This is a genomic window from Mycobacterium shunyiense (genome assembly GCF_058270035.1).
This window is the reverse complement of the sequence record NZ_JBZDPT010000021.1, coordinates 32,667-46,084: the sequence shown is the minus strand read 5'-3', so window position 1 is coordinate 46,084 and position 13,418 is coordinate 32,667. Positions and strand designations below refer to the sequence as shown.

The following is a 13,418-nucleotide window of genomic DNA, read 5'->3' as shown; positions in this document are numbered from 1 at the left end:
AATCGTGGTGAGAAAGGGACACATCAGGTTGAACGAAGAAACATCGAACCCGGTTCAATCCCACCGCCTGAGCAGGATGTCCGGACGCGACCCGCACGAGCAGCACCGGGTGGCGAGTCCGTTGGAACTGCTGTTCGACCTGACGTTTGTCATCGCCTTCGGGGTGGCCGCCGCACAGTTCGCGCATCTGATGGCCGAGGGGCATGTGTCGGCTGGTCTGGTGGGCTTTGCCTTCGCTGCATTCGCGATCTGGTGGGCGTGGATGAACTTCACCTGGTTCGCGTCTGCCTATGACACCGACGACTGGGTGTACCGCGTCATGACGATGCTGCAGATGGTCGGCGTCATCATTCTCTCGCTCGGCATACCGGCGATGTTCGCGTCGGTCGAACACGGTGGGCACGTCGACAACTCGGTACTGGTGGCCGGTTATGTGGTGATGCGAATTGCTCTGGTGGGGCAGTGGTTACGGGCTGCTGCGCAGGATCGACAACATCGGTCCGCCTGCCTGACGTACGCCTGTGCGGTCGTCGTCGCCCAGATCGGCTGGATCGTCCAGATCTTCGTGGAGACCTCGGTTCCGGTCTTCTTCGTCACCGCGCTGGGGCTGGTGCTGGTGGAGATCAGCGGTCCGCTGCTGGCCGAGCGGCGCATGGGAGGCACGCCATGGCACGCCCACCACGTCGCGGAACGATACGGACTGCTCGCGATCATCGCGCTGGGCGAAGGTGTGGTCGGCACCGTGGCGTCGTTGACGGCAGCGGTGGGGGAGCACGGCTGGTCCACCGACGCCATCCTGCTGGTGGCCGCAGGCACCGGTCTGACCTTCGGTATGTGGTGGGTGTATTTCCTGATTCCGGCCGGTGAGTTGCTGCACGCCAGGCGCCAACTGTCGTTCTGGTACGGCTATCTGCACGTGGCAGTGTTCGGTGCCATCGTCGCGACTGGCGCCGGGCTCCATGTGGCCGCCTACTACGTCGACGGCCAGTCGAAGCTGGATTCCGTCGGCACCGTGCTGGCGGTGGCCATCCCGGTGGGCATCTACCTGTTGTCGATGTTCGTCATCTACTCATGTCTGGTGGGCGAGACCGATCTGCTCCACGCGCTGTTGCTGGTGCTGGCCGGGGCTGCGCTGGTGGCTGCGGTGGCGCTGGCCGCATCCGGAACGTCGATGGCGGTGTGTCTGTTGATCGTCACCGCGGCTCCCGTGGTTGTCGTCGTCGGGTTCGAGGCCGTCGGGCACCGGCATGCCGCGGCGATCGTCAGTCGGCGTCTGGACATTCATCGACCGGGGTGAGTTTCGAAGCTTTCCAACAGCATTCGTTCCTGCTCGGCAGCCAGTAGGCGGCGCGTCTTGTGGCGGGTGATCAGGATTCCGATGGTGGCGAGGACCCACACCGCGTACTGGACGGACCATGCCACGCGGAACGAGGCGAACGAGTAGCTGTCGGTGCCGGACAGGATCAGTCCCATGGCCTGCATCACCAGCAGTGCCGCCAGGAAACCGCCCATGTTCACCATGCCCTGCGCGGTGCCGAGGTTGTGACTCGGATTGAACGTGCGGGCGAAGTCGAAGCCGACCATCGACCCGGGGCCGCCCACCGAGATGACCACGATGAGCACCACCAACAACCACACCGGCGCCGGGCCGGGCAGGGCCAGCACTACGGTCCACACCAAGGCGTTACTGGCGATGATCCAGAGCACGAGGCGCGACCTGCGGTGTGGATGGCGCCCGGTGAAGATACCGATCATGATCCCGGCGGAGATGGCGGCCACCACCGAGACGGTCAGCAGCGACCCCGCCGCTGTCTCCGAAAGCCCCTGCGCCACGGTGAGATAGGGCACCCCCCACATCAACGCGAAGACCGTCACCGAGAACTGGGTGCCCATGTGGGTGAAGAACCCGAGCCGGGTGCCGGGTCGGAGCCAGACGGTCTTGATGCGAGACAGGGTGGTGTGCATCGAGATCGGCTCGGGCGTCATCGCCGAACCGTGCGGTGTGTTGCGGATCAGCGCCAGTGCCAACACGATCACCACCAGGCCGAATGCGGCGACCGACAGATAGGCGGGCGTCCAACCCCTACCGGTGAGGATCGCCAGGAACGGGACCGCGGAGAGCACCTGGCCTAGCTGGCCGCAGATGCCGGTCAACTGGGCCACCAACGGGACCCGAGCCGGCTCGAACCAGTGGGGCACCAGGCGGAGAACCGAGATGAAGGTCAGTGCGTCGCCGAGGCCGACGATTGCCCGTGCACCGATGGCGGCCGGTAATGACTCGCTGAGCGCGAGCACGAGCTGCCCGGCGGTCATCAGCGCGGCCCCGCAGACGATGAGAACTCGGGAACCGAAGCGGTCCAACAGTAGTCCGGCGGGAACCTGTGCCGCGGCGTAGACGATCACCTGCAACACCACGAATGTGGACAGGACACTCGGACTCGCGGCAAACCTGTCGGCTGCCTGCAGGCCCGAGACGCCGAGCGTGGTGCGGTCGAGAACGGCGATGATGTACGCGAGTAGCCCGGTGGCCCAAACGATCCAGGGACGCACGCGGGCACCTTTCGTCAAATGTGTTTCGCAGGGCAGGGGTACATGGTCTCTCACCGTAGGCGTCGGAGCGACAGGGCCTGTTTGTCGCCGTTGTGAATTTCGCCTCCAACCCGGTTTTCCACCGATTCACCAAGTTGGCTGAAAATGCACTCTCATGTACGACTTGAGGGAGGGTGTAGGGCATATCCGCAGCTGATCGCGCTGACGATCCTGCCATCGGGTGATGGAATGCTGGAGCTGCGAATTCGCTCGCACCAATAACTGGGGAGTAGGGTGTCGGCATGAATCGCTGTTCAAACCGACGCGGAGGACGCCGGCTTGGCTGAGTACCGTCTTGAAGACCTGGCGCGCATTTCCGGCGTCAGCGCTCGCAATATCCGCGCTTATCGTGAACGCGGGTTGCTCGATTCGCCGCGGCGCGTCGGGCGCTCGGCGTATTACGGCGAGCGGCACCTGGATCAGCTGACAGCGATCAGCCAGCTACTGGCCAAGGGTTTCAACTCGGCACACATCGCCGAATTCTTCGTGGCGTTGCGCGGCGGCAAGGATCTGGCCGACGCCTTGGGGATTCGGGCCTCGGACTGGTGCCGGCCGTCGACGCTGGTTTTGAACGTGGACCCGGCGGGAGCTGACGTCCACACGCTTGTGGAGTTCGGGTTGGTACGCATCGTGGACGGTGCTGTCGAGGTGACCGATCCCGCCTTGGCCGCGCTCATCAACGGCACCGAGGACCATCGGCGCCTCGTCCGCAGCATGGCCCACCTCGCCCGGGTGACAGGACCGGCGATCCATCGTCTGGCCGAGTCTGCTGCCGCTGCTGTCGCTGAATGTCAGGAGGGTCCTTCGGATGCGGGCCTGCCCGAACTGGCCCGGGCGGTGGTCTCGGCCGGGGTGGGCCAGGCCCTGCGTGCGGGCGCGGCCACCGCTGAGTGATCGTCCACCCACAGCCAACGGTGATGGCGGGTCGCCCAATGTCCGAGGCGTCGGAGTGGACATCAACCACGTCCTGAAGCCGAGATTCGGTCGGCGGGACTGAGGTCAGCGAGACTGAATAGTTACCGGTGAGTAAGATATTCCAGCAAACTTTCGGCTCGGGTGCGTGTGATTCGCTAGACAGAATCGGTCGGATTGTCTGCTGGTTCGCGGCCGGTTCGCGGGCCTGGATGCGGCGGAAAATTTAGATAACGATTCGATAACAATACTGCCTTGATCTGCGCAGTTATCCCTACTCGACCGTAACCACCTGCCAACAGGACGTTTGTCCCGAATGTCTTTGGGCGCCACTCGACGCGGCGTTACGTTACCGGCGGTTACCCATGCGTAGAACTCGCCAGTAACCAATCTGGGCGGAAAAAGCCCGCCACCTCTTATGACACTCTTAGTACGGCGGGAATGCGCGTGACACCGTCCGGAGGGCTCCGGCGGCACCGCGTTCCTCGCCTGATTCGACGCTGAATCGCCGTGGGCCTGTCGCCGGGCAGCCACACCGCCCCAGACATGCAGACAGATACCCAAGACCGCACGCGACAGCCACACGCGACACCATTCACCGCAGAACCACAGCAGCACCGAGGAGATAGCGCCAGTGACGATCTATGAACACGACCGGGTGTCCGCCGGTCGCAACGACGACTCAGGATCCGACGGTCGGCAGGCTGACTCCACCCACGCTCTCGTGGACCGGCTGAGCGCCGGTGAGCCCTACGCTGTCGCCTTTGGCGGCCAGGGCAGCGCCTGGCTGGAGACTCTTGAGGAGTTGGTGTCCTCGGCCGGTATCGAGGCCGAACTGGCGACCTTGGCCGGCGAGGCCGAGCTGTTGCTCGAGCCCGTGGCCGCCGAGCTCGTCGTGGTCCGGCCCATCGGGTTCGAGCCCCTGCAGTGGGTCCGTGCGCTGGCCGCCGAGGAGCCGGTGCCCTCTGACAAGCAGCTGACGTCTGCCGCGGTGTCGGTGCCCGGCGTCCTACTCACCCAGATCGCCGCCGTGCGGGCACTGGCCCGTCAGGGCATGGACCTGGCCGCCACCCCGCCGGTGGCTGTCGCCGGTCACTCCCAGGGTGTGCTGGCCGTCGAGGCCCTGGCCGCCAAGGGCGCCAAGGACGTGCAGCTGCTGGCGCTGGCGCAGCTGATCGGTGCAGCTGGCACGCTGGTCGCCCGTCGTCGCGGGATCACCGTGCTGGGTGACCGCCCGCCGATGGTGTCGGTGACCAATGCCGAGCCCGAGCGCATCTACGAGCTGCTCGAAGAGTTCAGCCAGGACGTGCGCACCGTGCTGCCCCCGGTACTGTCCATCCGCAACGGCCGGCGTTCCGTTGTGATCACCGGCACACCCGAGCAGCTGTCGCGGTTCGAGCTGTACTGCAACCAGATCGCTGAGAAGGAAGAGGCCGAGCGCAAGAGCAAAGTCCGCGGCGGCGCCGTCTTCGCCCCGGTCTTCGACGCGGTGCAGGTCGAGGTCGGTTTCCACACTCCGCGTCTGGCCGACGGCATCGAGATCGTCGCCCGCTGGGCCGAGGCCGTCGGCATCGACGTCGAACTCGCCCGCGCGATGACCGAGTCCATCCTGGTCAGCCAGGTGGACTGGGTCGACGAGATCACCGAGATCAGCGACGCCGGCGCTCGATGGATTCTCGACCTCGGCCCCGGCGACATCCTGACCCGCCTGACCGCCCCGGTGGTCCGCGGACTCGGCATCGGGATCGTGCCCGCCGCAACCCGCGGTGGCCAGCGCAACCTGTTCACCATCGGCGCGGTGCCCGAGGTGGCCCGCCCGTGGTCCAGCTACGCCCCGACCGTGGTCAGCCTGCCCGACGGTTCGGTCAAGCTCTCGACCAAGTTCACCCGTCTCACCGGACGTTCGCCGATCCTGCTTGCCGGTATGACGCCCACCACAGTGGACGCCAAGATCGTCGCGGCCGCAGCAAACGCCGGCCACTGGGCCGAACTCGCCGGTGGCGGACAGGTCACCGAGCCGATCTTCAACGATCGCATCGCCGAACTGGGTGAGCTGTTGGAGCCCGGCCGGGCCATCCAGTTCAACACCTTGTTCCTTGATCCGTACCTGTGGAAGCTGCAGGTCGGCGGCAAGCGTCTGGTGCAGCGCGCCCGCCAGTCCGGCGCGCCGATCGACGGCGTCATCGTCAGTGCCGGCATCCCGGACCTCGAAGAGGCCGTCGAGCTGATCGGTGAACTCAACGACCTCGGCATCAGCCACGTGGTGTTCAAGCCGGGCACCGTCGAGCAGATCCGCTCGGTCATCCGGATCGCGGCCGAGGTGCCCACCAAGCCGGTGATCGTCCACATCGAGGGCGGCCGCGCGGGTGGCCACCACTCGTGGGAGGACCTCGACGACCTGCTGCTGGCCACCTACTCCGAGCTGCGCAGCCGGTCCAACATCACCATCTGCGTCGGCGGCGGCATCGGCACCCCCGAGCGGTCCGCCGAGTACCTGTCCGGCCGCTGGTCGGCCGCCCACGGCTACCCGCTGATGCCGATCGACGGCATCCTGGTCGGTACCGCCGCCATGGCCACCCTTGAGGCGACCACGAGCCCGCAGGTCAAGCAGCTGCTGGTGGACACCAAGGGCACCGACGCATGGGTTGGGGCCGGCAAGGCCTCGGGCGGCATGGCCTCCGGGCGCAGCCAGCTCGGCGCCGACATCCACGAGATCGACAACACCGCGTCGCGTTGCGGCCGGCTGCTCGACGAGGTGGCCGGTGACGCCGATGCGGTGGCCGCCCGCCGCGACGAGATCATCGCCGCGATGGCCGACACCGCCAAGCCGTACTTCGGTGACGTCGCCGACATGACCTACCTGCAGTGGCTGCGTCGCTACATCGAGCTGGCGATCGGCGAGGGCAACAGCACCGCCGACACCAAGCGCGACCACTCGCCGTGGCTGGACGTGACCTGGCGCGATCGCTTCGAGCAGATGCTCAAGCGCGCCGAAGCGCGTTTGAGTGCGCAGGATTTCGGCCCCATCGAGACGCTGTTCGATGCCGCCGGCGACGGCGAGGCGCTGCTGGAGGACCCGAAGGCCGCTCTGGCCGCGCTGGTTTCGGCCTACCCGGACGCCGCTTCGGTGCAGCTGCACCCGGCCGACGTGCCGTTCTTCGTCGAGCTGTGCAAGACGCTGGGCAAGCCGGTCAACTTCGTCCCGGTGATCGACAAGGACGTGCGCCGCTGGTGGCGCAGTGACTCACTGTGGCAGGCCCACGATGCGCGCTACGCGGCCGATCAGGTCTGCGTCATCCCCGGTACCGAAGCGGTGGCCGGTATCACCCGGGTCGACGAGCCCGTCGGTGAACTGCTGGACCGCTTCGAGCAGACCGCCGTCGACGAGGCGCTGGCCGCCGGTGCGCAGCCGCAGGCCGTGCTGTCGCGCCGTCAGGGCCGCGACGACGTGACCGGCCCCTTGGCCGTGCTGCTCGACGCCCCCGACGTGTTGTGGGCTGGGCGCACCTCGGTCAACCCGGTGCACCGGATCGCGGCGCCGGTCGACTGGCAGGTGCGTGAAGGATCTGAGAACCGTTCGGCCACACACCCTTCCACGGGTGCGCGGCTTGAGGTGGCCGACGATCAGCACGTGGTGCTGTCGGTGCCGCTGTCGGGTACCTGGATCGACATCCGGTTCACCCTGACCGACGCCGTCCGCAGCGGCGGCGCACCCGTCGTCGAGGTCGAGGACGCGGCGACCGCGATGCGCTCGGTGCTCGCCATCGCCGCCGGCGTCGACGGACCGGACGCCCTGCCTCCCGTCGTCGACGGGGCCGCAACGGTCACCGTCGCCTGGAACCCCGAGCAGGTCGCCGACCACACCGGCGTCACCGCCACGTTCGGTGCCCCGTTGGCGCCGACGCTCACCGTCGTCCCCGACGCGCTGGTCGGCCGCTGCTGGCCCGCGGTCTTCGCCGCGATCGGTTCCGCCGCCACCGACTCCGGGTTCCCGGTCGTCGAGGGTCTGCTGAGCCTGGTGCACCTGGACCACGCCGCGCACCTGTTGTCGGCGCTGCCGACCGAACCTGCCGAATTGACCGTCACCGCAACGGCTTCGGCCGCACATGACACCGAAGTCGGCCGCGTTGTGCCGGTTTCGGTGACCGTGACCAGTGCAGATGGCACCGAGCTGGCCAAGCTCGAGGAGCGGTTCGCGATCCGCGGCCGCACCGGCGAGGCCGAGCTGACCGACCCGGTTCGAGCCGGCGGCGCGATCTCGGACAACGCCACCGACACCCCGCGTCGTCGCCGTCGCGACGTCACGGTCGGCGCGCCCGTGGACATGCGGCCGTTCGCCGTGGTCTCCGGTGATCACAACCCGATCCACACCGACCGGGCCGCCGCACTGCTGGCCGGTCTGGAATCGCCCATCGTGCACGGCATGTGGCTGTCGGCTGCTGCACAGCACGTCGTCACCGCCACCGACGGCAAGCCGATTCCGCCGGCGAAGCTGGTCGGCTGGACCGCCCGCTTCCTGGGCATGGTCAAGCCGGGCGACGAGGTCGACTTCCGGGTCGACCGGGTCGGAATCGACGTCGGCGCAGAGGTTGTCGAGGTTCAGGCCCGCATCGGCTCCGAGCTGGTGATGGCTGCGACCGCACGCCTGGCCGCACCCAAGACCGTGTATGCGTTCCCCGGCCAGGGCATCCAGTCCAAGGGCATGGGCATGGAGGTCCGGGCCCGGTCCAAGGCCGCCCGCAAGGTGTGGGACAAGGCCGACAAGTTCACCCGCGAGACGCTCGGCTTCTCGGTGCTGCACGTGGTCCGCGACAACCCGACGTCGCTGATCGCCTCCGGTGTGCATTATGAGCACCCCGAGGGCGTGCTGTACCTGACACAGTTCACCCAGGTCGCCATGGCCACGACGGCCGCGGCCCAGGTTGCCGAGATGCGCGAGCAGGGTGCGTTCGTCGAAGGGGCGATCGCCTGCGGCCACTCCGTCGGTGAATACACCGCGCTGGCATGCGTTTCCGGGGTGATCGAGCTCGAAGGTCTGCTGGAGGCGGTGTTCCACCGCGGCTCCAAGATGCACGACATCGTGCCGCGTGACGAGCGGGGCCGGTCCAACTACCGGCTGGCCGCGATCCGGCCGTCGCAGATCGACCTCGCCGATGATGACGTCGAGACCTTCGTCGCCGAGATCGCCGAGCGCACAGGTGAATTCCTGCAGATCGTGAACTTCAACCTGCGTGGTTCGCAGTACGCGATCGCCGGAACGGTGCGCGGTCTGGAGGCGTTGGAGGAGGAGGTCGAGCGTCGTCGCGAGATCAGCGGCGGCAAGCGGTCGTTCATCCTGGTGCCCGGCATCGATGTGCCGTTCCACTCCAGCGTGCTGCGGGTGGGCGTGGACGATTTCCGGCGCAGCCTGGAACGCGTCCTGCCGCGCGACCGCGACCCGGAGTTGGTCGTCGGCCGCTACATCCCGAACCTGGTGCCCCGGCCGTTCACGCTGGACCGCGACTTCATCCAGGAGATCCGGGATCTGGTGCCGGCCGAGCCGCTCGACGAGATCCTCGCCGACTACGACACCTGGCGTAACGAGCGTCCGATCGAGTTGTGCCGCAAGATTGTCATCGAGCTCCTGGCCTGGCAGTTCGCCAGCCCGGTGCGCTGGATCGAGACGCAGGACCTGCTGTTCATCGAAGAGGCCGCAGGCGGACTCGGGGTGGAGCGGTTCGTCGAGATCGGCGTGAAAAACGCGCCGACCGTCGCCGGTCTGGCCACCAACACGCTCAAGCTGCCCGAATACGCCCACAGCACCGTCGAGGTACTCAACGCCGAGCGCGATGCCGCGGTGCTGTTCGCCAGCGACACCGATCCGGAGCCGGAGCCGGAGGCTGAAGAGGTCTCGGCAAGCCCGTCCGCTGAGGCCGCACCTGCGGCCGAGGCCGCCCCGGCACCGGCAGCCGCCCCGGCGGCTCCGTCCGGTGGCCCACGGCCCGACGACATCACGTTCGACGCGGCCGACGCCACAGTGGGTCTCATCGCACTGAGCGCCAAGATGCGTATCGACCAGATCGAGGCGCTGGACTCCATCGAGTCCATCACCGACGGTGCGTCCTCGCGTCGCAACCAGCTGCTGGTCGATCTGGGTTCCGAGCTGAACCTGGGCGCCATCGACGGTGCGGCCGAAGCGGATCTGGGTGCGCTCAAGGGACAGGTCAGCAAGCTGGCCCGGACCTACAAGCCGTTCGGTCCGGTGCTCTCGGACGCCATCAACGATCAGCTGCGCACGGTCTTCGGCCCGTCGGGCAAGCGCCCGGGCTACATCGCCGAGCGGGTCACCAAGACCTGGGAGCTCGGTCCGGGCTGGGCCAAGCACGTCACGGTCGAGGTGGCGCTGGGCACCCGTGAGGGCAGCAGTGTCCGTGGCGGCGACCTGGGCGGTCTGCACCCGGGTGCGCTGGCCAGTGCCGCCGATGTCGACAAGGTCATCGATGCTGCGGTAGCCGCGGTGGGTGCCCGTCGGGGTGTGCCCGTGAGCCTGCCCTCGGCCGGGGGTGGCGCCGGTGGCGGCGTGGTCGATTCGGCCGCGCTGAACGAGTTCGCCGAGAAGGTCACCGGTGCCGACGGTGTGCTGGCCTCGGCCGCGCGCACGATCCTGGGTCAGCTTGGTCTGGATGCTCCCGTGGGCGCCCCCGAGGCCGCCACCGATGCCGAGCTGATCGACCTGGTCACCACCGAACTCGGTTCGGACTGGCCGCGATTGGTGGCTCCCGCGTTCGATGCCAAGAAGGCTGTCGTGTTCGACGACCGCTGGGCCAGCGCACGTGAGGACCTGGTCAAGCTGTGGCTGGCCGACGAGGGCGAGATCGACGCCGACTGGCCGCACCTGTCGGAGCGGTTCGAGGGTGCCGGGCATGCCGTTGCCACGCAGGCGAATTGGTGGCAGGGCAAGGCGCTCGCCGCCGGTCGCACCATCCACGCGTCGTTGTTCGGTCGCATCGCGGCCGGTGCTGAAAACCCGGGCAAGGGTCGCTACACCAACGAGGTCGCCGTGGTGACCGGTGCGTCGAAGGGCTCCATCGCCTCATCGGTCGTCGGGCAGCTGCTCGACGGCGGTGCCACCGTCATCGCCACCACCTCGCGTCTGGACGACGACCGGCTGGCGTTCTACAAGAAGCTCTACCGCGAGAACGCCCGCTTCGGCGCCACCCTGTGGGTGGTCCCGGCCAACATGGCGTCCTACTCCGACATCGACAAGCTGGTCGAGTGGGTCGGTAGCGAGCAGATCGAAAGCCTTGGGCCGCAGTCGATCCACCTGAAGGATGCGCAAACCCCGACGCTGCTGTTCCCGTTCGCCGCGCCGCGCGTGGCCGGGGACCTCTCCGAAGCGGGTTCACGCGCCGAGATGGAGATGAAGGTCCTGCTGTGGGCCGTGCAGCGGCTCATCGGCGGGCTGTCGACGATCGGCGCCGAGCGTGACATCGCCTCGCGCCTGCATGTGGTGCTGCCGGGCTCGCCCAACCGCGGCATGTTCGGCGGCGACGGCGCGTACGGCGAATCCAAGTCGGCGCTCGACGCGCTGGTGAACCGCTGGAGCGCGGAAAGCTCGTGGGCCGAGCGGGTCAGCCTCGCGCACGCGCTGATCGGCTGGACCAAGGGCACCGGGCTGATGGGTCACAACGACGCCATTGTCAGCGCGGTCGAGGAGGCCGGCGTCACCACCTACAGCACCGCGGAGATGGCGGCCATGCTGCTGAACCTGTGCACGGTGGAGTCCAAGGTGGCCGCGGCCAACGCGCCGATCAAGGCCGACCTGACCGGCGGTCTGGGCGACATCAAGATCGACATGGCTGAGTTGGCTGCCAAGGCTCGCGAGGACATGTCCAGTGCCGCAGGCGAATCCGAGGAGGAGGGTGGTAGCAACACCGTTGCGGCGCTGCCGTCTCCGCCGCGCGGACACAACCCGGCGCCTGCGCCGGAGTGGGCCGACCTGGATGTCGACCCGGCCGACCTGGTGGTCATCGTCGGTGGTGCCGAGCTCGGGCCGTACGGCTCGTCGCGTACCCGCTTCGAGATGGAGGTCTCCGGCGAGTTGTCGGCGGCCGGTGTGCTGGAACTGGCCTGGACGACCGGTCTGGTCAAGTGGGAAGACGATCCCAAGGCCGGCTGGTATGACACCACCACCGGTGACCTGGTGCCCGAATCGGAGATCGTGGAGCGCTACCACGACGCTGTCGTAGAGCGTTGTGGCATCCGCGAATTCGTCGACGACGGTGCGATCGATCCCGATCACGCCTCGCCGCTGCTGGTCAGCGTGTTCCTGGACAAGGACTTCTCGTTCGTCGTCTCCAGTGAGGCCGACGCTCGGGCGTTCGTGTCCTTCGACCCCGAGCACACAGTGGCCCGGCCGGTTCCCGAATCCAGTGACTGGCAGGTGATCCGCAAGGCGGGCACCGAGATTCGAGTTCCGCGCAAGACCAAGCTGTCGCGCACGGTCGGTGCCCAGATCCCGACGGGCTTCGACCCGACGGTGTGGGGCATCACCCCGGACATGGCCAACTCGATCGACCGGGTTGCGCTGTGGAACATCGTCGCCACCGTCGACGCGTTCCTGTCCTCGGGCTTCACCCCGACCGAGCTGATGCGTTGGGTTCACCCGAGCCTGGTGGCCTCCACGCAGGGCACCGGCATGGGCGGCATGACCTCCATGCAGACCATGTACCACGGCAACCTGCTGGGCCGGGCGAAGCCGAACGACATCCTGCAGGAGGTGCTGCCCAACGTCGTTGCGGCACATGTCATGCAGAGCTATGTCGGCGGCTACGGCGCGATGGTCCATCCGGTCGGCGCCTGCGCCACCGCGGCCGTCTCGGTCGAGGAGGGTGTGGACAAGATCCGCCTCGGCAAGGCCGACCTGGTGATCGCCGGCGGCTTCGACGATCTGACCCTGGAAGCCATCATCGGCTTCGGTGACATGGCGGCCACCGCCGACACCGAGATGATGCGGGCCAAGGGCATCAGCGACTCGAAGTTCTCCCGCGCCAACGACCGTCGTCGCCTCGGCTTCCTGGAAGCCCAGGGCGGTGGCACCATCCTGCTGGCTCGCGGTGATCTGGCCGCCAAGATGGGTCTGCCGGTGCTGGCCGTCGTCGGTTACGCGCAGAGCTTCGCCGACGGTGTGCACACCTCGATCCCGGCTCCGGGCCTGGGTGCCCTGGGTGCCGGACGTGGCGGCAAGGACTCGCAGCTGGCCCGCTCGCTGGCCAAGCTGGGTGTCGGCGCCGACGACATCGCGGTGATCTCCAAGCACGACACCTCGACGCTGGCCAACGATCCCAACGAGACCGAGCTGCACGAGCGGCTGGCCGACTCGATGGGTCGCTCGGCGGGCAACCCGCTGTTCATCGTCAGCCAGAAGACGCTGACCGGACACGCCAAGGGCGGCGCGGCGGTGTTCCAGATGATGGGCCTGTGCCAGATCCTGCGCGACGGCGTCATCCCGCCGAACCGCAGCCTGGACTGCGTCGACGACGAGCTGGCCACCTCCGGCCACTTCGTCTGGGTGCGCGAGACCCTCGACCTGCGCGGGAAGTTCCCGCTCAAGGCCGGTCTGATCACCAGCCTCGGGTTCGGTCACGTGTCAGGTCTGGTTGCCCTGGTGCATCCGGAGGCCTTCATCGCGTCGCTGGATCCGGTCGAGCGCGACGAGTACCGCAAGCGGGCCGAGCAGCGCACGCTGGCCGGTCAGCGCCGCCTGGCCGGAGCGATCGCCGGCGGGCGTCCCATGTACGAGAAGCCCGCCGACCGCCGCTTCGACCACGATGTGCCGGAGAAGCGTCAGGAAGCCGCGATGTTGCTGAACGCAGACGCCCGGCTCGGTGAGGACGATCTCTATGTGCGGTGAGTGCGGGCACGGAGAGGTGAGCTAG

Annotated in this window: 4 protein-coding genes; 3 read left to right on the top strand and 1 reads right to left on the bottom strand. The window is 67.7% G+C overall.

What is annotated here, in order from left to right; all coding sequences use genetic code 11:
* The first annotated feature begins 76 nt into the window (after positions 1-76).
* On the top strand, positions 77-1,297 hold the full coding sequence (locus AC4ELS_RS14820; protein WP_499047916.1) for a low temperature requirement protein A: 1,221 nt from the start codon (positions 77-79) through the stop codon (positions 1,295-1,297).
* On the opposite strand, the gene AC4ELS_RS14815 is transcribed toward AC4ELS_RS14820, so the two are convergent.
* Entirely contained in the window at positions 1,282-2,550 is a 1,269-nt protein-coding gene (locus tag AC4ELS_RS14815) for an MFS transporter (RefSeq protein ID WP_499047914.1), read from the bottom strand. The two genes, AC4ELS_RS14820 and AC4ELS_RS14815, sit on opposite strands and share 16 nt — an antisense overlap.
* 318 nt (positions 2,551-2,868) lie before the next feature.
* Here AC4ELS_RS14815 and AC4ELS_RS14810 point away from each other — a divergent pair, with 318 nt between their 5' ends.
* Both AC4ELS_RS14810 and AC4ELS_RS14805 read left to right on the top strand, forming a co-directional pair.
* Positions 2,869-3,483: a MerR family transcriptional regulator gene (locus AC4ELS_RS14810; RefSeq protein WP_110777834.1), complete on the top strand. Its 615-nt coding sequence runs from the start codon at positions 2,869-2,871 to the stop codon at positions 3,481-3,483.
* A gap of 652 nt (positions 3,484-4,135) precedes the next feature.
* A complete protein-coding gene (locus AC4ELS_RS14805; RefSeq protein ID WP_499047911.1) occupies positions 4,136-13,393 on the top strand; it encodes a fatty acid synthase subunit beta domain-containing protein in 9,258 nt (3,085 codons plus the stop codon).
* The last annotated feature ends 25 nt before the right edge of the window (positions 13,394-13,418 follow it).

What these genes read in the sequence shown, in the direction of transcription:
- AC4ELS_RS14820 (WP_499047916.1), top strand. Translation starts at nt 77, where the DNA reads ATGTCCGGACGCGACCCGCACGAGCAGCACCGGGTGGCGAGTCCGTTG.